Origin of the sequence: Myroides sp. JBRI-B21084 (assembly GCF_030545015.1) — a bacterium.
Taxonomy (GTDB): domain Bacteria; phylum Bacteroidota; class Bacteroidia; order Flavobacteriales; family Flavobacteriaceae; genus Flavobacterium.
The window spans coordinates 1,217,837-1,238,402 of sequence record NZ_CP120653.1; the positions used below are offsets into that span (position 1 = coordinate 1,217,837).

The 20,566-nt window shown below is 30.9% G+C and carries 20 protein-coding genes and 2 tRNA genes; 9 read left to right on the plus strand and 13 right to left on the minus strand.

Annotation, left to right across the window (positions count from 1 at the left end; translation table 11 throughout):
- Positions 1-59 precede the first annotated feature (59 nt).
- From gldF to dnaN, 3 genes are all read left to right on the plus strand, one after another.
- On the plus strand, positions 60-785 hold the full coding sequence (gene gldF / locus P3875_RS05965) for a gliding motility-associated ABC transporter permease subunit GldF (protein ID WP_303445366.1): 726 nt from the start codon (positions 60-62) through the stop codon (positions 783-785).
- Positions 785-2,464: a gliding motility-associated ABC transporter substrate-binding protein GldG gene (gldG, locus tag P3875_RS05970; protein ID WP_303445367.1), complete on the plus strand. Its 1,680-nt coding sequence runs from the start codon at positions 785-787 to the stop codon at positions 2,462-2,464. The genes gldF and gldG overlap by 1 nt, the downstream gene beginning before the upstream one ends.
- Before the next feature lie 84 nt (positions 2,465-2,548).
- Positions 2,549-3,667 carry a DNA polymerase III subunit beta gene (dnaN, locus tag P3875_RS05975; RefSeq protein ID WP_303445368.1) on the plus strand — a complete coding sequence of 373 codons (1,119 nt, stop codon included), beginning with the start codon at positions 2,549-2,551 and terminating at the stop codon, positions 3,665-3,667.
- A 29-nt stretch (positions 3,668-3,696) separates the two neighbouring features.
- Here the strand turns inward: dnaN and P3875_RS05980 are convergent, their stop codons facing one another.
- On the minus strand, positions 3,697-4,167 hold the full coding sequence (locus P3875_RS05980; RefSeq protein WP_303445424.1) for a Dps family protein: 471 nt from the start codon (positions 4,165-4,167) through the stop codon (positions 3,697-3,699).
- Positions 4,168-4,263: 96 nt separating this feature from the next.
- Between P3875_RS05980 and P3875_RS05985 the strand changes: the two genes are divergently transcribed.
- Complete coding sequence (locus P3875_RS05985) at positions 4,264-5,202, plus strand: hydrogen peroxide-inducible genes activator (RefSeq protein ID WP_303445369.1); 939 nt, start codon at positions 4,264-4,266, stop codon at positions 5,200-5,202.
- A 27-nt stretch (positions 5,203-5,229) separates the two neighbouring features.
- On the opposite strand, the gene P3875_RS05990 is transcribed toward P3875_RS05985, so the two are convergent.
- The 4 genes from P3875_RS05990 to P3875_RS06005 are packed head-to-tail and all read right to left on the minus strand — an operon-like array spanning position 5,230 to position 7,084.
- Complete coding sequence (locus P3875_RS05990) at positions 5,230-5,418, minus strand: hypothetical protein (protein ID WP_303445370.1); 189 nt, start codon at positions 5,416-5,418, stop codon at positions 5,230-5,232.
- 51 nt (positions 5,419-5,469) lie between these two features.
- A complete protein-coding gene (gene mnmD, locus P3875_RS05995; RefSeq protein ID WP_303445371.1) occupies positions 5,470-6,126 on the minus strand; it encodes a tRNA (5-methylaminomethyl-2-thiouridine)(34)-methyltransferase MnmD in 657 nt (218 codons plus the stop codon).
- On the minus strand, positions 6,126-6,569 hold the full coding sequence (locus tag P3875_RS06000; protein WP_303445372.1) for a hypothetical protein: 444 nt from the start codon (positions 6,567-6,569) through the stop codon (positions 6,126-6,128). The genes mnmD and P3875_RS06000 overlap by 1 nt, the downstream gene beginning before the upstream one ends.
- Complete coding sequence (locus P3875_RS06005; protein WP_303445373.1) at positions 6,569-7,084, minus strand: DUF4920 domain-containing protein; 516 nt, start codon at positions 7,082-7,084, stop codon at positions 6,569-6,571. Before P3875_RS06005 ends, P3875_RS06000 begins: the two co-directional genes overlap by 1 nt.
- A 212-nt stretch (positions 7,085-7,296) precedes the next feature.
- On the opposite strand from P3875_RS06005, the gene P3875_RS06010 reads away from it, so the two are divergent.
- Both P3875_RS06010 and P3875_RS06020 read left to right on the plus strand, forming a co-directional pair.
- Complete coding sequence (locus P3875_RS06010; RefSeq protein ID WP_303445374.1) at positions 7,297-8,367, plus strand: branched-chain amino acid aminotransferase; 1,071 nt, start codon at positions 7,297-7,299, stop codon at positions 8,365-8,367.
- Between the two features lie 329 nt (positions 8,368-8,696).
- Positions 8,697-9,749 carry a hypothetical protein gene (locus P3875_RS06020; RefSeq protein ID WP_303445376.1) on the plus strand — a complete coding sequence of 351 codons (1,053 nt, stop codon included), beginning with the start codon at positions 8,697-8,699 and terminating at the stop codon, positions 9,747-9,749.
- Positions 9,750-9,955: 206 nt separating this feature from the next.
- Here P3875_RS06020 and P3875_RS06025 read toward each other — a convergent pair whose 3' ends face one another.
- From P3875_RS06025 to P3875_RS06050, 6 genes are all read right to left on the minus strand, one after another.
- On the minus strand, positions 9,956-10,237 hold the full coding sequence (locus tag P3875_RS06025; protein WP_303445377.1) for a hypothetical protein: 282 nt from the start codon (positions 10,235-10,237) through the stop codon (positions 9,956-9,958).
- Between the two features lie 42 nt (positions 10,238-10,279).
- A complete protein-coding gene (locus P3875_RS06030) occupies positions 10,280-10,816 on the minus strand; it encodes an FRG domain-containing protein (protein ID WP_303445378.1) in 537 nt (178 codons plus the stop codon).
- A 175-nt stretch (positions 10,817-10,991) separates the two neighbouring features.
- Positions 10,992-14,114, minus strand: a complete 3,123-nt coding sequence (gene secA, locus P3875_RS06035) for a preprotein translocase subunit SecA (protein WP_303445379.1) — start codon at positions 14,112-14,114, stop codon at positions 10,992-10,994.
- An 88-nt stretch (positions 14,115-14,202) separates the two neighbouring features.
- On the minus strand, positions 14,203-14,424 hold the full coding sequence (locus P3875_RS06040) for a DUF2795 domain-containing protein (RefSeq protein ID WP_014166495.1): 222 nt from the start codon (positions 14,422-14,424) through the stop codon (positions 14,203-14,205).
- A 107-nt stretch (positions 14,425-14,531) separates the two neighbouring features.
- The gene (locus tag P3875_RS06045) at positions 14,532-15,104 is read right to left on the minus strand and encodes a cob(I)yrinic acid a,c-diamide adenosyltransferase (RefSeq protein ID WP_303445380.1); all 573 of its coding nucleotides are present in this window, start codon (positions 15,102-15,104) and stop codon (positions 14,532-14,534) included.
- A 63-nt stretch (positions 15,105-15,167) separates the two neighbouring features.
- On the minus strand, positions 15,168-15,650 hold the full coding sequence (locus P3875_RS06050) for a hypothetical protein (RefSeq protein ID WP_303445381.1): 483 nt from the start codon (positions 15,648-15,650) through the stop codon (positions 15,168-15,170).
- Between the two features lie 192 nt (positions 15,651-15,842).
- On the opposite strand from P3875_RS06050, the gene P3875_RS06055 reads away from it, so the two are divergent.
- A tRNA-Arg gene (locus tag P3875_RS06055) sits at positions 15,843-15,916 on the plus strand.
- A gap of 26 nt (positions 15,917-15,942) precedes the next feature.
- Positions 15,943-16,016: transfer RNA gene (locus P3875_RS06060), tRNA-Arg, on the plus strand.
- Between the two features lie 128 nt (positions 16,017-16,144).
- Here P3875_RS06060 and P3875_RS06065 read toward each other — a convergent pair.
- Positions 16,145-16,534 carry a DUF1573 domain-containing protein gene (locus P3875_RS06065; protein ID WP_303445382.1) on the minus strand — a complete coding sequence of 130 codons (390 nt, stop codon included), beginning with the start codon at positions 16,532-16,534 and terminating at the stop codon, positions 16,145-16,147.
- A 195-nt stretch (positions 16,535-16,729) separates the two neighbouring features.
- Between P3875_RS06065 and P3875_RS06070 the strand changes: the two genes are divergently transcribed.
- Entirely contained in the window at positions 16,730-19,360 is a 2,631-nt protein-coding gene (locus P3875_RS06070) for a valine--tRNA ligase (RefSeq protein WP_303445383.1), read from the plus strand.
- Positions 19,361-19,433: 73 nt separating this feature from the next.
- Here P3875_RS06070 and prfB read toward each other — a convergent pair.
- Positions 19,434-20,532 (minus strand): peptide chain release factor 2 gene (gene prfB, locus P3875_RS06075; RefSeq protein WP_303445384.1). Its coding sequence is split into 2 segments (ribosomal slippage): positions 19,434-20,468 and positions 20,470-20,532, totalling 1,098 coding nucleotides; the frame shifts between segments, so codons are not numbered across the junction.
- Between the last annotated feature and the right edge of the window lie 34 nt (positions 20,533-20,566).

Sequence of the window (20,566 nt, forward strand, 5' to 3'; positions counted from 1 at the left end):
TTTTGAAATATTCACAAATTTTACAACCTTTACATCCTTAAATTTTTGATTGTTATATAATGAAAGCAATATTATTAAGAGAAATTAAATCGTTTTTTGGTTCATTAACTGGATATTTAGTTATTGCCGTATTTTTAATTTTAAATGGAATTTTCCTATGGATTGTAGACGGGCAATACAATATTTTACAAAGCGGATATAATGATTTAACTCCGTTTTTTAAATTAGCACCTTTGGTTTTGCTACTGCTTATACCTGCAATTACTATGAAAAGTATTTCAGACGAACGCAAACAAGGAACCATTGAACTTTTAGTAACCAAACCTTTAAGTTTGCAACAAATAGTTGTAGGCAAATTTTTGGGCGCTTTTATATTAGTACTTATTGCCATTTTGCCAACAATTTTATATGTGGTTATTTTAAATCCTTATGGTTTGCCTGCAGGTAATATGGATTTAGGAAGTACAATAGGGGCGTACTTAGGATTACTATTTTTAATTGCTGCTTATTGCAGTATTGGAATTTTTTGTTCATCGTTATCAGAAAATCAAATAGTAGCATTTATCACAGCAGTGGTAATTTGCTTTGTTTTGTATGTTGGATTTGAACAATTGGCAGAATTAATACAATCTTTTGCAATTTTTATTGAAAAATTAGGAATGAGCTACCATTTTAAAAGTATAAGTAGAGGTGTAATTGATACCCGCGATATTATTTATTTTACAACAATTACCGTTTTCTTTTTAATGGCAACAGTGTTTAACCTTAAAAACATTCGTAAATAATGAAAATCAATAAAAAAATACAATCGTTTTTAGGTATTACAGCAGCTTTAATACTTTTAAATACAGTGGGCAGTTTTGTTTTTCATAGGTTTGATTTAACTGCTGATAAACGTTATACACTTTCAAAAACAACAAAAAATATTTTAGATAAAGTTACCGAACCTGTTTATGTTGATGTTTATTTAGAAGGAAATTTCCCTGCCGAATTACGTAAGCTTCAAACCGAAACGAAACAACTTTTAGAAGAATTTAATGCGTACAACAGCAATATAAATTTTGTTTTTGTAAATCCGTTAGCAAACGAAAAAGAAGCGTCGCACATTGCGCAAAAACTTTTTACTAGTGGCTTAAAACCAATAAATATTTCGGTAAACGATAAAGGTAAACAAACCCAAGAAATGGTTTTTCCGTGGGCCGTGGCTACAAAAGGTGAAAATCATGCCAATATTCAGTTAATAAAAGGTATGATGCAATCTTCAACCGAAGAAAAAATAGCTTCTTCAGTTCAACATTTAGAATATTCTATAACCGAAGCTATTCATAAAATCAATACAAAAAAATCTAAAAAAATTGCTGTTATTAAAGGAATTGGTGAGCCTAATGATATATATATTGCCGATTTTTTACGAACTTTAAAAGATACATATTACATAGCACCTTTTACTTTGGATAGTGTTGCAGTAAATCCACAAAAAACGTTAACTGATTTGCAAGCTTACGATCTAGCGATTATAACAAAACCAACTAAAGCATTTAATGAAAACCAAATTCAAGTTTTAGATCAATTTGTTATGAACGGTGGAAAATCTATTTGGATGTTAGATCAAGTACAAGCAGATATGGACAGTTTGTATAACCCTACAAGCGAAATGTTAGTATATCCTAAAGACCAAAGTTTAGGCGAAATGTTGTTTAAATATGGTGTACGTGTTAACCCAGATTTAGTAAAAGATGAGTACGGTTCGCCTATAAAATTAGCAACGGGGAAACAAGGTAGCGAAACGGTATATGAAACGTATAATTGGAAATTTGCTCCTTATGTGGTAAGTGGATCTAACCACCCAATTGTTAAAAACATAGAAGTGGTAAAATTCGATTTTGCCAATTCAATAGATACATTAAAAAATAATATTAAAAAAACGGTATTACTTGCATCGTCACCAATGTCGGTTAAAGTAGGGGCGCCTAGTATTGTAAGTTTGGCCAACACTATTAATGAAAAAGTTGATCCTAAAGCAGTAAAAATGCAATCGTTTCCTTTAGCTGTTTTGTTAGAAGGTAAGTTTACATCGGTTTTTAAAAACCGTATTGTTCCGTTTAAATCGGCAAATTATTTAAACGAAGGCAAACCAACAAAAATGATTGTTATCTCAGATGGTGATATTGTAAAAAATCAGTTAGATCAGCAATATCAACCAATGGAATTAGGTTATGATAAATGGACCAACACCCTTTATGGTAATAAAGAATTTTTGATAAACGCAGTTAGTTATTTGTTAGATGACACAGGCTTAATAAATTTACGAACCAAAGAAGTTAATTTAGCATTGTTAGATAAAGAAAAAGTGTATACTGATTACAACTATATTCGCAGTGTTATTGTAACAATTCCCTTGTTAATTTTAGCTATTTTTGGATTTGTGTTTACATATTTACGCAAAAAGAAATACACTAAATAGTATTAAAAATAAAGTTTTGTTTTCGCATTAAAAGAGATATATTTGTACAAATCGCCATAAAACGGCATTAATAAAAAAAAAGTGATGAAATTTATTGTATCGAGCTCGTATTTATTGAAACAATTGCAGGTTTTAGGAAGCGTTATAAATAGTAACAATACCTTACATATACTTGATAATTTTTTATTTGAACTTGATCAAAATCAATTAAAAGTATCGGCATCGGATTTAGAAACTACCATGACCGCAACTTTAGAGATTGAATCAACAAGTGAAGGCGCAATTGCTGTACCAGCACGTTTATTATTAGAGACTTTAAAAACATTTCCTGAGCAACCATTGACATTTACCGTAAAGGAAAACAGTACTATTGAAATTAGTTCTGATTTAGGAAAATATGTTTTAGCATATTTACCAGGCGATGAGTTTCCAAAGGCTGAAATGCTAGAAGATCCATTAAAATCTGATATTAGTGCTGAGATTTTACACACAGCCATAAGTAAAACCATTTTTGCAGCAGGTAACGATGATTTACGCCCTGTAATGTCGGGTGTATATTTTCAGTTTTCTCCAACAGGTGCTATTTTTGTTGCTACCGATGCACATAAATTAGTAAAATATTCTAGAACCGATGTGATTAGTACGGCAGAAACAAACTTTATTATGCCTAAAAAACCGCTAAATATTTTAAAAAATATTTTAGCAACATCTGATGCTTCAGTTGTAATTGAATATAACGATTCTAACGCAATGTTTAGTTTTGATAATTATACATTAATTTGTAGATTAATTGATGGTAAATACCCAAATTACGAAGCGGTTATACCAAAAGAAAACCCTAATAAGTTAATTATATCACGTACACAATTTTTAAGTTCAGTACGCCGTGTGGCTATTTATGCTAATAAAACTACACACCAAATTCGTTTAAAAATTGCTGGAACCGAATTAAATATTTCTGCTGAAGATATTGATTATTCAAATAAAGCAGACGAGCGCTTAACATGTGATTATCAAGGAGATGATATGCAAATTGGTTTTAATTCACGTTTTTTAACGGAAATGTTAACCAATTTACAATCAGACGAAATACAATTAGAAATGTCGTTACCTAACCGCGCAGGTATTTTAACACCTATTGATGGATTAGATGAAGGCGAAACAGTTACAATGCTTGTAATGCCTGTAATGTTAAACAATTAAAAAAGGTGGGTTTTTAAACCCACCTTTTTTTATCCTAAAAATGCTTGCATCATCCAAATTTGCTTTTCTTGTTCGGTAATTAAATCACTCATCATAGAATTAGTTCCTTCATCATTAATAGCTCCAGCTCTTTCTAATAAGTCTCTTTCAATTACCAATAATTCTGCTAAAGATTGTACAATCATTTCAACAGCTTCATCATCGTTTGTAATGTTTTTTGCAACCTTTAATTTGTTGTTTTTTAAATAATCTTCAAAAGTATGTAAAGGCGTTCCACCTAAAGTAAGTACACGTTCTGCAATTTCATCAATACGCAATTGTGCTTGGTTGTAAAGTTCTTCAAACTTAACATGCAATTCAAAAAATCGTTTTCCACGAATGTTCCAATGTAAACCTCGTAAATTTTGATAATATACTTGAAAATTAGATAATAATACATTTAAAAGTTCAATGTTTTCTTTGGTTTCTGTTTGTGGTAATCCTAAAATTTTCATATTAATATTTTTTGTATTCATTCAAAATTACAAATAAATAGTCGATATTTGTTTTAAGAATTATCAATAAAAATGATGATTTCATAGATAAAATCATTAAAAATGACAATTACACAATTAAATTATGTACTTGCTGTAGCCGAGTTTCAAAATTTTACAATTGCAGCAGAAAAATGCTTTGTAACACAGCCTACTTTAAGTATGCAAATTCAAAAATTAGAAGAAGAACTAGATATTAAAATTTTTGATAGAAATAAAAAACCTATTCAATTAACCGAAGTAGGTAAGAAAATTGTTGCACAAGCACAAAGTATTGTAAACGAAGCCGACCGTATTAAGGATATTGTAGAGCAACAAAAAGGTTTTATAGGTGGCGATTTTAAAATAGGTATTATACCAACCATTATGCCCACGCTTTTACCAATGTTCTTGAATAATTTTATTAAAAAATATCCTAAACTTAATTTAATAATTGAAGAACATACTACCGACGAAATTATTAATAGATTAAAAAAAGGACAACTTGACGCCGCAATTGCTGCAACTCCTTTGCGTGAGCCCGATTTAAAAGAAATTGTATTGTATTATGAGCCTTTTGTTGGGTATTTTCCAAATAGTTTTAATAAAAATAAATCACTATTATCTGCCGATGATTTAAATATAAACGATATTTTACTTTTACAAGATGGGCATTGTTTTACAAATGGTATTTTAAATATTTGTAAAGCTTCAAAATTAGATCACAAACGTAGATTTGAATTAACATCGGGTAGTTTTGAAACTTTAATAGGTTTAGCAAACGAAGGCTTAGGTGTTACTTTTTTACCTTATTTGCATACTTTGCAGTTAAATGAAAAGGATAAGTTAAATCTTGTTGAATTTGCAAATCCCAAGCCATCGCGTGAGGTAAGTTTAATTTTTTCAAGAAATGAATTAAAAATTCATATTATTGATGCGATTCGCAATACTATTTCGGGGGTAGTTAAAGGTGCTATTGCTTTTCAAGATATCGAAATTATTAGCCCAAAATTAAATACATAAAAAAAAGATGGAATTTTCCATCTTTTTTTATACTAATAATAAAACATCTTTAAATTCTGTTTTATTTTTTGTGTAATCAACAATCCATTCTTTTAATTGATCTATTTCAAAAGGTAATAAAAAGTTAATAGCTTTTGTAAATTCCTTTATAAATAAATCTTTATTAAAACTTACTTTTTCTAAAATTTTTATGGTGTGCGATAAGCGTTCTGTCATAGTTTTTCTTTTTTATAAATATAACGAATGAAATGATAAAAATAGTATGTTTTAATTTTTTTTAACAGCACAAATCATTTCTCGTTTACCTGGCGGACCAGTTAATTTTTCAACTGTAAAACCAATTTCTTTTAGTTGTTTATTTACTATACCTTTACAAGCGTACGTTACAAACAAGCCGTTTGGTTTTAAAAATTGATAGGCTTTTGTTAAAATTTCTTTAGACCAAAGTTCACTTTGATAATCGTAACCAAAAACATCAAAATAAATAATATCAAACGTATTATTCGTTGTAAAATCTTCTATTTTATTATGATGCTTTTGAAATGCAAATAAAGGCGTAACCTCATGTGTTTTTCCAAATGGCAATTCGTGTAAATATTGCAACGATACATTGGTAGATACAAACTTATTATAATTTAAAGATTGATATTCTTCTTTAATCAAAGGAAAAGCCTCAATAGTTTCATACTTAATTTTTTTATTTGTATCGGTAGCAAACTGTAAAGTTAATAAGGCATTTAAACCAGTACCAAAACCAAATTCCAAAACACTAATTTGGTTGTTTTCTAATCTTTTTATACCATTATTTATATACACATGAACCGATTCTTGTACTGCACCGTGTTTAGAATGGAAGGTTTCGCCCATGTTTTTAACAAAAAGCGAGTGTGAACCGTCATCTGTTACAATAATTTCACGTTCCATTAAGGGATCAATAGTTTTTTAATTCTAGGTATAGGTCCACCGCATTTTTTAGAATGGCACTCTAAACACTGATTTACCATTTTATTGTAATTTTCTTTTGCTTGAACTGTATCGGCATAAATTGCTTTTTGTAACGCAATAAATTTTATAGCTTGTTCATTAAAAAAGGCATCTCGATCAGAACTTTCAGTTAAAATAGCGGTGTGTATTTTATCAAACGCAACGGGGTAAGTACCTAAATCTTCTTTGTTTAAAATACGTTCTTTTAATTGCGTGTTGTGCGCATACATTTGTTCCATTAAAGCTGCCATTTCACTCATATCATACATTTTAAAGTTTGATGTTGAAACGGTATCTTTAATTACTTCTTTACTTACGTTATCTGTTTTTTTATTACACGATAAAGCTAAAAGGGCTATTAATAAAAGAGCTGTATTTTTCATTATTTTTTAGCAATTAAAACTCCATCGGCCATAAAACGATATTCAACTTTTGGTTGAGTAATAGCTTCAATTTCTTCTTTTGTTTTACCTGCATCTTGTGCGTAATGTTTAAGTTCATCAACAGGTGTTTCTTCAATAAAAGCCTTACCCGAAATAATGGTTTTATGATTTTCTGCACCTTCTTTTGGAACAAAAAAAGCGTAATCTTTAAATTTTACAAAAGCTTCTTTATCATTACCTAAATTAAGGGTCATCCAACAACCTTTCTTTTTACAAGTTGCAGTAATTTCAGAGGCAACTTTAACAGTTAAAGTGTCGGTTGGTTTCATACTTTCAAATTTAGATAACATTTCAGCACTTGTAATTGCACCATCAGCTGTAATACTATCACCAAAAACTTGATAATCTACTTTTTCTGCAATTGTTTTATCTGTAGCATCTTTTGTTTCATTATTTTTTTTATCACAAGCTACCATCATTGTTGCTATAGAAAATAAGCATACGATTTTTTTCATTTTTAAATATTTTTTTACAAATATAGAAATTGTACTATAAAAGTGATACTTTTTTATAGGTTTGAAAACATATTTTTTATTGTTATTGAATAATTGTTATTAAAAGTTGATTTAAGGTATTAATTACGTAAATTTAAACGTATTTAAGTTGATTTTTTTTCTAACTTTGTAAAAAATAAACAACATAACAAATTATATTAGCTTACAAAGAAATGGATTTAAACATTTTAAACAACTTGAAACTAACTAAAGTTACCGATTCTAAAATTGATTCTTTCGATTTTGAAAATGTAAAATTTGGTGCCAAGTTTACCGATCATATGCTAACATGTGAATATAAAAATGGCGAATGGGGTGCTTTAGAAATTAAACCTTACGAACCAATCACTTTAGATCCATCGGCTCGAGTTTTTCATTATGGGCAGGCAATTTTTGAAGGAATGAAAGCTTATAAAGACGAAAATAGCGATATATGGCTTTTTAGACCCGATGAAAACTTTAACCGTTTTAACAAATCGGCTACTCGTTTAGCTATGCCTACAATAGACGAAACTCGTTTTATAGGTGGTTTAAAAGAACTAATTAAGGTAGAAAATCAATGGGTTAAAAAAGGGTTAGGTAATTCCCTATACATACGCCCTTTTATGATTGCTACTGAAAGTGGTGTAATTGCTAGTCCTTCAAACGAATTTTTATTTTGTATTTTGTTATCGCCAGCAAAATCATATTATTCAGGAAAAATTAAAGTGCAAATTGCCGATTATTTTAGTCGAGCTGCAAATGGTGGAATTGGTGCTGCTAAAGCAGCAGGGAATTATTCAGCACAATTTTATCCTACAAAATTAGCGCAAGAAGCGGGCTATAATCAAATTATTTGGACAGATTCAAACCATACCCATTTAGAAGAATCGGGTACCATGAATGTGTTTTTTAGAATTAATGATACTTTATATACAGCACCAACTTCTGATAGAATATTAGACGGTGTAACGCGTAAAAGTTTAATTGTTTTAGCACAACATTTAGGTTACGATGTTAAAATTGAACCAGTTAAAGTAGAAAATATAATTGAAGCAGCTAAAAACGGCTCGTTGAAAGAAATTTTTGGAGCAGGAACTGCGGCAGTAATTAATCAAATGGAAGGTTTTGCTTATAAAGATGATTATTACGAATTGCCAAATGTGGCAGACGATGAATCGTATGCATTGCAATTGAAAAATGAACTTACTAAACTTCAAAATAAATTAATTGCCGATCCTTTTAATTGGACAGTTAAAGTTTAAATTCAAAGCTTGCTTTTTGCAAGCTTTTTTTATTTTTATAGGGTATTATATACTAAAAATATCCAAAATTGTTGTTTTTTGAGTGTACTATCACTAAATTGTAATAATTGTATATATTTGTATAAAAAAGTTATGTTTACCCAAGGTCAAATTATTTTTGCTTGTATTTTTATTGTAGTTTTTGTAATCGTAATGGTATTTATGTACCGTAAAGATTTAAAAATGCATAAACGCTACTACAAAGGTAGTTTGTGGGTTTTAATTTCTTTTATATTGTTCATAATATTACTTTTTGTAATTAAAACCACACTAAAAAACTAAAATAGTTTATGAAAATTATAAAGTATATTTTTATTATTGCCTTATTGGCAGTAGTGTTTTTATCTGTATTTATTGCCACAGGTAAAAGTGAATATCAAATAAATGTTACTCAAAAAACGGCTTTGTCTAATCAACGTGTGTTTAGATATGTAAACAATCTACAAAACTTTGCCGATTGGAATACTTGGGATAATACACCTGAAAACTTTAAGTTAGATTCTATTTACAAAGGAACAAATGCAAAAGTAGTGTGGAATAGTAACAATGCTACTATTACAAAATCAATTCCTAATGATACAATTTTCTTAAAATTGAATATAGATGGAAACGCTTATGATACAAAAATGTATTTTAACGAGGTTAATGGAAATACAACAATTGGTTGGCAAATAAAAGGTAACTTATCGTTTAAAGAAAAATTCGAAATATTTTTTCAAGGAACTCCACAAAGTATTATTGCACCAACGTTTAAAAAATGTTTGGGTAATATCTCTAAAAACATTTTAAACGGACTTAAAAACTTTTCTATAAAAAACGAAGGTATAGTTGCAATACCAGAAATGTTTTATATGAAACAAATTGTAGAATCAGATATTGAAAATTTAGGCGATAAAATTTTTCAAAGTATGGAACATATGAAAAATTTTGCTAAAAATTTTGAATTGCAACCCTATGGATCGCCATTTACAGTGTTTGAAAACATTAATATGTTATCGGGTAATGTACAATATGCGGTTTGTATGCCTATTCGCACTTTTTTTAGTACTACAGAGGGTAGTGATGTTATATGTGAAAAATTACCTGCTTTTTACGGCTACAAAACAGTTTTAACAGGTGATTACATTCACAGTGATAAGGCTTGGAACGAAGTTAAAAAAGAAATTATTGCAAAAAATCTTACCCAGCGTGCAGATATAAAACCAATTGCATTTTATGTAAATTCAACTTTAAATACGCAAAAATCTAACGAATGGCTTACCGAATTTATTATTCCGGTTAACGAAGCTGTAGTACCAATTATAGATGTTCCTGCAACCGATTCGTTATCGGTTTCTAGATAATTTTACCATACAAAATACATTTGGTAAAAAATACAAAAGCAAAACTTTGTATTTTAAATATACAGTAAAGACAAGGCTAATTATAAAATTAGTTTTGTCTTTTTTGTTTTATAATGTTTTATTACTATTTTTTTTAACATTTACAAGTTAAAAAGAATACTTTTGAAACATGCAGATTTTAGGAGCAAATAAGCGCAATCGTGTATTTAATATTTGAAGCTTGAGGTTTGTGCTTCACAATTTGATGCTAAACTCTTACAAAAGCCATCCATATCTGGAAAAACTGTTTCTGTTTTTATACCCAATTCTCCAATCTTTCTTTTAATGGTTCTTTTTAATTCTTTTGGAATAATTATTTTGATAATATGATAATTAAAAAAATCATCAAACTCTTCAGATATGTTAAGCGATTTTTGATAGAAATCTCTATAGTTTTTAGATAATTCATCAATCACGTTAAATTCAACTAAATAGTTTAAGTTATCCATAAATCTTAAATTAAGATCTAAAGGAACAGCAAAAATACCTTGTTATACATGAAGACGATGATTCAGTATGTACGGTTCTATAAAAATTACTTTTTTCTTTTTATTTCTTCCGCCTATATATGTCGAAAATAAATCGCTGGTTTTACCATATATTAATTCTTGCATCATTTTCTCAACTTCTAAGTCAGGATCTATTCGGATATATTTTAATGAATTTATCCCCCAAATAGCTCCATCATTTTTATTATCAAAATCTTCAAAGCAAAAATAAGAAGCAATAAATAATGAATTTGTAAAATCTAAAAGTCTGGTTGGTCCTCCGTGATGTTGAATTTTAGCAATACATTCAAAATCATTATTAACTATATCTTTTGAATTTTCATACAAATGTTGTTTTCTTTTAAACTCCCTTAAAATTGTTGATTCTATTAAAGGAGTACAACTCGTTTTATCAATTTGTCTTTCAATTGATGTTTGTAGCGTCCATTCTGCATTTGATTGTCCTCTCCAAAGAAAAGGTATTTCACGTAGCTCAAATAATTCCTTAAATTGTTTGATTTTTATAGTTATTGCTTTCATATTTGTAATTTATCATCATAAAAATATATAAAAAATAATAAAAATCGTATATAATTTCGTATAAAAAATATAGTATTAATTTTCAGAAAACGGAAACAATTTCAAGTATATAAACTAGATTTATTTAAACAAAAAAAACTCCAACTTTTTAAAGTTGGAGTTTTTTTGTTTTGTTTTAAATGGTGAACGAACCGTTTGTTTTTATTTGAGGTTCATTGTTTTGTTCTTGTTCAGGTTGTTTAGGTAAATCACCTTTCATTAAGAACGAAATCACATCTTTATTAATATTTTGCATGGTATCTTTAAATAAGTTAAAAGCTTCAAATTTATATACCAATAAAGGATCTTTTTGTTCGTGAACTGCTAATTGAACCGATTGTTTCAACTCGTCCATTTTACGAAGGTGTTTTTTCCAAGCTTCATCAACAATTGAAAGTACAATGTTTTTCTCAAAATCGTTAATTAGTGTTTTTCCTTCACTTTCGTACGCTTTGTTTAAATCGGTAACTACGTTAATGGTTTTTAAACCATCGGTAAAAGGTACTACCATACGTTCATAACCACCGTTTTCGTGTACACCTTTAATTACTTTAAAAGCTTCAATAGCACTTTCATCGCACTTAGTCATGTATTTTTTATAAACAACTTCGTACAATTTATCTGTTAGTTCATTTTCGCTTAACTTGTTAAATTCATCAACAGTAAAAGGCGATTCTATACCAAATATTTTAATTAAATCGTATTCAAAGTTTTTAAAATCGCTACCTACTTTGTTGCCTTCTACTAAATAGTCGCACAAATCAAACATCATATTAGCGATATCTACTTTTAAACGATCGCCGTGTAAAGCGTGTTTACGACGTTTATACACTACTTCGCGTTGTGCATTCATAACATCATCATATTCTAACAAACGTTTACGAACGCCAAAGTTATTTTCTTCAACTCGTTTTTGTGCGCGCTCTATAGATTTTGTCATCCAAGAGTGTTGAATAACTTCACCTTCTTTTAAGCCCATTCCGTCCATAATTTTTGCAACGCGTTCTGAACCAAATAAACGCATTAAATTATCTTCTAACGAAACGTAGAATTGAGAAGAACCAACATCACCCTGACGACCAGCACGACCACGTAACTGGCGGTCAACACGACGAGAATCATGACGTTCTGTTCCAATAATTGCTAAACCACCTGCTTCTTTAACTTCGGGTGTAAGCTTAATATCGGTACCACGACCAGCCATATTGGTTGCAATTGTAACAATGCCAGAATTACCAGCTTCTTCAACAATTTGCGCTTCTTGTTTGTGTAATTTTGCGTTTAATACGTTGTGTTTAATACCACGCATTTTTAACATTCTGCTTAATAATTCAGAGTTTTCTACCGATGTTGTACCAATTAATACAGGGCGTCCTGCTTCTGATAATTCCACTACATCTTCAATAACAGCGTTGAATTTTTCACGAATAGAACGGTAAATTTTGTCTTCGCGGTCTTCACGTGAAATAGGTCTGTTTGTTGGTATTTCAACAACATCTAATTTGTAAATTTCCCAAAATTCGCCTGCTTCTGTAATAGCTGTACCCGTCATTCCTGATAATTTGCTGTACATACGGAAATAGTTTTGTAATGTAACTGTAGCAAATGTTTGGGTTGCCGCTTCAATTTTTACATTTTCTTTAGCTTCAATTGCTTGATGTAAACCATCTGAATAACGACGTCCGTCCATAATACGGCCTGTTTGCTCGTCTACAATCATTACTTTGTTGTCTACAACAACGTATTCTGCATCTTTTTCGAACAAAGCATACGCTTTTAACAATTGTGTTAAGGTGTGGATACGTTCTGATTTTACTCCGAAATCTTGAAATAAAATTTCTTTTCTTTCAGACATTTCTTCTGCCGAAATGTTTAATTGTTCAATTTTAGCAATCTCGGTTCCAATATCTGGTAAAACAAAAAAGTTTTCGTCCATACCTTGTGATAATGCTTTAATACCATTATCGGTTAACTCAACTTGATTGTTTTTTTCATTAATTACAAACAACAAACCTTCATCAACCTTTTTCATTTCACGGTTATTGTCTTGCATGAAATGGTTTTCGGTTTTTTGTAAAATTTGTTTCACACCTTCTTCAGACAAAAACTTAATTAAAGCTTTGTTTTTAGGCAAGGCACGGTACGAACGCAATAAGTTAAAACCACCTTGTTTGGTATCGCCTGCTTTTATTAAGCGTTTAGCTTCGGTTAAAAAGTTATTGGCTAATTGGCGTTGTTGTGCAACTAAATTGTCAACTTTTGGTTTTAATTCTAAAAATTCATGACGATCGCCCATTGGAACAGGTCCTGAAATAATTAATGGTGTACGTGCATCATCAACTAAAACTGAATCTACCTCATCAACAATCGCAAAATTGTGTTTACGTTGTACTAATTCTTCAGGTGTATGTGCCATGTTATCGCGCAAATAATCAAAACCAAATTCGTTATTTGTACCATAAGTAATGTCTGCTTGATAAGCTTTACGACGACCTTCAGAGTTTGGTTGGTGATTATCAATACAATCAACCGTTAATCCATGAAATTCAAAAAGTGGTGCATTCCATTGGCAGTCACGTTTAGCTAAATAATCATTTACGGTAACAACATGAACTCCATTACCTGTTAAAGCGTTTAAGTAAATTGGCGAAGTAGAAACTAATGTTTTACCTTCACCTGTTTGCATTTCTGCAATTTTACCTTGATGAATAACGCTACCACCAATCATTTGTACATCGTAATGTACCATGTTCCAACTAAGCATTTTACCTGCTACTTCCCAAGTGTTAGACCAAATAGCCTTGTCACCTTCAATAAGTACGTGGCCTTTTGATTGTGCAAAAAGTTTATCTTGTTCTGTTGCAGTAACAACTAATTCGTTGTTATTAGTAAAACGACGTGCGGTTTCTTTAACAACAGCAAAAGCTTCAGGTAAAATTTCTAATAACGCTTTTTCAGATAGGGTATAAGCTTCTTTTTCTAAAGTATCAATACTTGCGTAAATGTTTTCGCGTTTATCAATATCTGTAGTTTTTTCTAACTCTTCGCGGTACGATGCAATTTTAGCATCTTGACCTGAGCGCGATTGTTTAATTTTTTCTTGAAAAGAAATAGTTTTAGCTCTTAAATCATCGTTTGATAAACTTTCAAACGAATTGTAATATTGGTTGATCTTATCAACAATCGGGCGAATTGCTTTAACGTCTTTCTGTGACTTATCGCCTACAAAAGCTTTTAAGATACTATTTATGATACTCATAAATATGTTAGTTTTAAATTAATATTCCGTGATAGGTGGTTACAAAAAAAAGCCTCTTAATTACCGAGACTTTTTATTTGTATGTATTTTAATATTCATCCTCGTTCCAAAGATAATCTTCATCCGAAGGATAATCTGGCCAAATTTCTTCCATAGATTCGTAGATTTCACCCTCATCTTCTATAGATTGTAAGTTTTCTACAACTTCTAAAGGTGCTCCAGTTCTGATGGCGTAATCTATAAGCTCATCTTTTGTAGCTGGCCATGGTGCATCACTTAAATACGACGCCAATTCTAATGTCCAATACATCTTTGTATATTTTTAGTAATTATTTGCAAAAATAAATTTTATAATGAAAAAACCAATTTTTTTTTCATTAAATATTTCTAAATAAAGAACGTTTTTTTGTGTAAGCCTTAATTTTTTTCAGGTATCCACTTTATTTCTTCGGCTTGTAAGTCAAATGTCAACTTTCGTGCCAATACAAATAAGTAGTCAGAAAGTCGGTTTAAATACTTTAAAACCATTTCATCGGTAGGTTCTATGTCATTTAAATGGGTGGCTAAACGTTCGGCTCTACGACAAACGCAACGCGCAATATGACAATATGACACGGTTGTGTGCCCACCTGGTAAAACAAAATGTGTCATTTGCGGTAATTTACTTTCCATTTCATCAATAGCGTTTTCTAAAAAATGTACGTTTTCTTCTGAAATTTTAGGAATGTTTAAACGCTCTTTACCGTTTTTTAATATTGCTTTTTCAGGGTCGGTTGCTAAAATGGCACCTACAGTAAACAAACGATCTTGTATGTGTACAAGTTGTTCTTTGTGTTTTTGATGCATGTTTTGGTCGCGAATTAAACCAATATGCGAATTTAATTCGTCAACTGTTCCATAACTTTCAATGCGTAAATGATATTTTGGTACACGCGTTCCACCAAATAGGGCAGTGGTTCCTTTATCGCCTGTTTTTGTATAAACTTTCATAAAAATGGTTTCTGTAAATATAGGTTAAAAATTAGGAGCTTTAGTGTATTTGGGTAATGTTTTTTAAAAACGAATGCGAAAATTTTGTTTAGGTTGCTCGGTACGTTTTGATAGTAAGCAACCATAATAGAAATCAATAACTAAAGTAATTTCGCTATTAGATTTTATATCATTTAAAAACTTTTTTGGATAGGTATTGTAAGTAATTAATAGCAGTTGATCATTTGTTAAAGTATTTATAGCTTGTGTTAAACTTTGGTACGTTACTGTATTGAAATTTGCTACTATAAACGCTGCATTAGTAGAATTGGTTTTTTTTTTAATTATGGATTCATTTGTAGCAAGCGCAAAATCGTTGGTTAAAAAGTAAATAGTTTTGGGGTTAAAATAATTTAAAGTTAACATAACCCATTTATTTGTTTTGTTAGCAGCTGTTGTATTTTGTTTTTGTTGATACAAACCTTTGGTAATGTAATTAAAAACAAATGGCGAATGAACGCCATGTTCATTAGTTGATTTTAGTAAAAATTGTAGATATGAAAACACTTTGTTTTAACTTGTATTAGAAACATCAAATTTATTTTAAGTTTTAATAAGCTACAAATGTTTTTTTAATTTACTACAACTGTTTAGTTATAAATAGGTTAGTGTTAATGTGTGATTTTTTACAAAAAAAACATTTAAAATATTTGGTAAAGTGTAATAAAACATAGTATATTTGCACCGTTAAATAATTAAGGCGATGTGGCGCAACTGAATAGCGCATCTGATTACGGCTCAGAAGGTTGCAGGTTTGAATCCTGCCATCGTCACAAAATAAATACATAAAAAACATCATGGCGATGTGGCGCAACTGAATAGCGCATCTGATTACGGCTCAGAAGGTTGCAGGTTTGAATCCTGCCATCGTCACAATGTAAACCCTTAAACCATAGTTTAAGGGTTTTTTGTTTCAATTTTGTTTTATTATTGTAAATTAAATATAAAAAAAGGTCCTTAAATCATAATTAAGGACCTTTTTTATTAAAAAATACTAATTTTTAGCTTTCTACAACTTTTCCTTTAATATATAAAGCAACAGTACCACCGTCAACATTTTTAGCGTTAGACTCAACTGTGATAGTTTTTGAGATAGTTCCTGGGTTCATGTTGTATTTTACTTCAATCTTGTCAGATTTACCTGGCATAATCGGAGCAGCAGGTTTAGAAGGTACCGTACAACCACAAGAAGAACGTACATTTGTAATTACTAAAGGCTCGTCACCTGTGTTTGTAAATTCAAAAGTTCTTACACCACTATCTTGTCCTTTAACAACAGTACCATAATCAATAGTATTGTTCTCTGCCTTAAACTCAATTTTTGGACCAGTTTGTGCGTATGAAGCAGCTCCAACCAATGTCATCGCTACTATTCCTAAAAATTTTTTCATTGTTTTAAATAATTTTAATTATGTAAATTTAATTAGTTTGATTTGAAAAGCAAATAAATATAAAAAAAAATTACTTTTCTTTAACTTCATATTTCAAATGTTGTGCCAAACTTAACAATTTAATTTTAAAGTGATACAATATACAAAGAATATTGTATTTTTGTTTTTTAAACACACGATTTAATAAAAGTATATATGATGATTCCAGCACAATTTGATACAAAACAAGTTGAAACAAAATGGTATGCATATTGGATGCAAAATAAATATTTTAAATCTACACCCGATAGCAGGGTACCGTACACAATTGTTATACCACCACCCAATGTAACCGGAGTATTACACATGGGGCACATGCTGAACAATACCATACAAGATGTATTAATTCGTCGTGCACGTTTAAAAGGTTTTAATGCTTGTTGGGTACCTGGTACCGATCACGCATCTATTGCAACCGAAGCAAAAGTTGTTGCTAAATTAAAAGCAGAAGGTATTAACAAAGCCGATTTAACACGAGAAGAGTTTTTAAAACATGCTTTTGATTGGACCGAAAAATACGGTGGAACTATTTTAGAACAATTAAAACAATTAGGTTGTTCATGTGATTGGGATCGTACCAAATTTACAATGGACGATGATATGAGTGCTTCTGTAATTAAATCGTTTGTTGATTTATATAATAAAGGAATGATTTATCGCGGATATAGAATGGTAAACTGGGATCCTGAAGCTAAAACTACCTTGTCTGATGAAGAGGTGATTTATGAAGAACGTCAAGGTAAATTGTACCATTTAAAATATAAAATTGAAGGCAGTGAAGAGTTTGTAACTATTGCAACTACACGTCCTGAAACTATTTTGGGCGATACTGCTATTTGTATTCACCCAGCAGATGAAAGATACACTCATTTAAAAGGGAAAAAAGCAATTGTTCCTATTTGTAACCGCGTTATTCCTATCATTTTTGACGAATATGTTGATATGGAATTTGGTACGGGTTGCTTAAAAGTAACACCTGCACACGATGTGAACGATAAAACATTAGGCGATAAACACGGTTTAGAAATTATTGATATTTTTAACGAAGACGCTACTTTAAATTCGTTTGGATTGCATTACGAAGGCAAAGATCGATTTGAAGTTCGTAAAGAAATCGAGAAAGAATTAGAAAGCATAGGCGCATTAGCTAAAGTTGAAAACCATATAAATAACGTTGGAACTTCTGAAAGAACCAAAGCAGTTATTGAACCTAGATTATCTGATCAATGGTTTTTAAAAATGGACGATTTAGTTAAGCCAGCCATTAAAGCAGTTTTAGAAACTAACGAAATTAAATTGCATCCTTCGCGTTTTAATAACACCTATGCGCATTGGTTAAATAACATCCGCGATTGGAATATTTCTCGTCAGTTATGGTGGGGCCAGCAAATTCCAGCATACTACTATGGCGATGGAAAAGAAGATTTTGTTGTTGCCGAAACTGTTGCAGATGCTTTAGTTTTAGCACAAACTAAAACCGCTAACCAAAATTTAACAATTGCCGATTTACGTCAAGATCCAGATGCATTAGATACTTGGTTTTCATCATGGTTATGGCCAATTTCGGTTTTTGGAGGAATGATGGATCCTGAAAATGAAGAGTTTAAATATTACTATCCAACCAACGATTTAGTTACCGGACCAGATATTTTATTCTTTTGGGTTGCCCGAATGATTATTGCAGGTTATGAATACGCTAACGATAAACCTTTTACTAACGTTTACTTAACTGGTTTAGTACGCGATAAGCAAGGTAGAAAAATGTCTAAATCATTAGGTAATTCACCTGAACCACTTGGTTTAATTGAAAAATTTGGTGCAGATGGCGTTCGTGTTGGATTACTTTTAAGTTCTTCTGCAGGAAACGATATTTTGTTTGACGAAGAATTATGTAACCAAGGTAAAGGTTTTGCTAATAAAATATGGAATGCATTCCGCCTAATTAAAGGTTGGGAAGTTGCTGATGTAGCACAACCTGAATCGGCTAAAGTTGCAATTGATTGGTACGAAGCAAAATTGCAAAAAGCTTTGGTTGAAATTGAAGATAACTTTGATAAATACCGAATTTCAGACGCGTTAATGGCTATTTATAAATTGGTTTGGGATGATTTTTGTTCATGGTTTTTAGAAATGATTAAACCTGGATACCAACAACCAATTGATAAAACTACTTTCAATAAAGCTATTGAAATGTTAGAAGCTAACTTAAAATTGTTGCATCCGTTTATGCCGTTTTTAACCGAAGAAATTTGGCAGCTTATTTCTGAAAGAACACCAAACGAAGCTTTAATAATTGCATCGTGGCCAGAAATGAAACCTTTTAACGAACAATTAATTAAAGATTTTGATTTTGCTACGGAAGTTATTTCGGGAATAAGAACCATACGCAAGGATAAAAATATTTCGTTTAAAGAAACCATTGATTTAAAAGTGGTTAATAACGAAAAAGCATCTACTTATTTTGATTCGGTTATAATGAAATTAGGCAATATTGTTGATTTGGTTTACGTAACTGAAAAAGTAAATGGCGCTTTATCGTACCGTGTAAAGTCAAACGAATATTTCATTCCTGTTGGTGGAAATGTAGATTTAGCTGCTGAAGTTGCTAAATTAACAGAAGAATTAAAGTACACTAAAGGATTTTTAAAATCAGTTCAAGGCAAGTTATCAAACGAAAAATTTGTAAGCGGTGCACCAGAACAAGTAATTGCAAACGAACGTAAAAAAGAAGCCGACGCTTTAGCAAAAATTGCAACTTTAGAACAAAGTTTAGCAAGTTTACAGTAAGTTTTTATGAATTTTTTATAATAAAAATCCGTCTTAAATATTAATATTTAAGACGGATTTTTTTACATATAAGTTATTCGCTTTCTTTTTGGCCCATCATCATTAAGTAGGCTTTTAAAAACGGATCAATACCTCCGTTCATAACGCTTTCCACATCGCTTGTTTCAAATTGGGTACGAACATCTTTTACTAATTTATAAGGATGCATTACATAATTGCGTATTTGCGATCCCCATTCAATTTTCATTTTGTTAGCTTCAATTTCATCGCGCTTTGCTTGTCGTTTTTTTAATTCAATTTCATACAACTGCGATTTTAACAATTGCATGGCTTTTGTTTTATTATCTAACTGTGAACGCGTTTCAGAATTTTCAATAATAATGCCGGTAGGGTGGTGGCGTAAACGTACAGCGGTTTCAACCTTGTTTACATTTTGCCCACCTGCACCTGATGAACGCATGGTTTCCCATGAAATATCAGATGGGTTTATTTCAATTTCTATAGTATCATCGGCTAACGGATATACATAAACCGAAGCAAATGAAGTGTGACGTTTTGCATTGCTATCAAACGGAGAAATACGTACCAAACGATGCACGCCATTTTCACCTTTTAAATACCCAAAAGCAAATTCACCTTCAAATTCAAGAGTAACCGTTTTAATACCTGCCACATCGCCTTCTTGAAAGTTGAGCTCTTTAATTTTATAGCCATTTTTTTCGCCCCACATTAGGTACATGCGCATAAGCATAGCTGCCCAATCACAACTTTCTGTTCCACCTGCACCAGCAGTAATTTGTAAAACAGCACTCATGCTATCACCTTCGTCCGATAGCATGTTTCTAAATTCTAAATCTTCAACAATTTCAAGGGTTTTATTATACTGATTTTGAACTTCGTCTTCGCTGGCATCACCTTCTGCAAAAAATTCCATTAAAATTTGTAATTCTTCTGCGTTGTTTTCAGCGCTTTCATAACCTTCTACCCACTTTTTTTTAGAACGAATAGAGCGAACAATCACTTCGGCTTCTTTGGCATTGTTCCAAAAATCGGGTGCAAATGTTTTTTCTTCTTCGTTTTGAATTTCAATTAGTTTTTGATCGATGTCAAAGATACCTCCTTAACGCACCAAGGCGATCCATAAGACCTTTTATTTGATCTGTAGTTACCATTTTATTTTTATTTAGATTAACGCAAATGTAGTGT

What these genes read in the sequence shown, in the direction of transcription:
- P3875_RS06005 (WP_303445373.1), bottom strand. Translation starts at nt 7,084, where the DNA reads ATGAAAAAAATCGTATGCTTATTTTCTATAGCAACAATGATGGTAGCT.
- P3875_RS06065 (WP_303445382.1), bottom strand. Translation starts at nt 16,534, where the DNA reads ATGAAAAAATTTTTAGGAATAGTAGCGATGACATTGGTTGGAGCTGCT.
- secA (WP_303445379.1), bottom strand. Translation starts at nt 14,114, where the DNA reads ATGAGTATCATAAATAGTATCTTAAAAGCTTTTGTAGGCGATAAGTCA.
- gldG (WP_303445367.1), top strand. Translation starts at nt 785, where the DNA reads ATGAAAATCAATAAAAAAATACAATCGTTTTTAGGTATTACAGCAGCT.
- dnaN (WP_303445368.1), top strand. Translation starts at nt 2,549, where the DNA reads ATGAAATTTATTGTATCGAGCTCGTATTTATTGAAACAATTGCAGGTT.
- P3875_RS06010 (WP_303445374.1), top strand. Translation starts at nt 7,297, where the DNA reads ATGGATTTAAACATTTTAAACAACTTGAAACTAACTAAAGTTACCGAT.
- P3875_RS05990 (WP_303445370.1), bottom strand. Translation starts at nt 5,418, where the DNA reads ATGACAGAACGCTTATCGCACACCATAAAAATTTTAGAAAAAGTAAGT.
- P3875_RS06030 (WP_303445378.1), bottom strand. Translation starts at nt 10,816, where the DNA reads ATGAAAGCAATAACTATAAAAATCAAACAATTTAAGGAATTATTTGAG.
- P3875_RS06025 (WP_303445377.1), bottom strand. Translation starts at nt 10,237, where the DNA reads ATGGATAACTTAAACTATTTAGTTGAATTTAACGTGATTGATGAATTA.
- gldF (WP_303445366.1), top strand. Translation starts at nt 60, where the DNA reads ATGAAAGCAATATTATTAAGAGAAATTAAATCGTTTTTTGGTTCATTA.
- P3875_RS06000 (WP_303445372.1), bottom strand. Translation starts at nt 6,569, where the DNA reads ATGAAAAATACAGCTCTTTTATTAATAGCCCTTTTAGCTTTATCGTGT.
- P3875_RS06040 (WP_014166495.1), bottom strand. Translation starts at nt 14,424, where the DNA reads ATGTATTGGACATTAGAATTGGCGTCGTATTTAAGTGATGCACCATGG.
- P3875_RS06020 (WP_303445376.1), top strand. Translation starts at nt 8,697, where the DNA reads ATGAAAATTATAAAGTATATTTTTATTATTGCCTTATTGGCAGTAGTG.
- P3875_RS06070 (WP_303445383.1), top strand. Translation starts at nt 16,730, where the DNA reads ATGATGATTCCAGCACAATTTGATACAAAACAAGTTGAAACAAAATGG.
- mnmD (WP_303445371.1), bottom strand. Translation starts at nt 6,126, where the DNA reads ATGGAACGTGAAATTATTGTAACAGATGACGGTTCACACTCGCTTTTT.
- P3875_RS05985 (WP_303445369.1), top strand. Translation starts at nt 4,264, where the DNA reads ATGACAATTACACAATTAAATTATGTACTTGCTGTAGCCGAGTTTCAA.
- P3875_RS06045 (WP_303445380.1), bottom strand. Translation starts at nt 15,104, where the DNA reads ATGAAAGTTTATACAAAAACAGGCGATAAAGGAACCACTGCCCTATTT.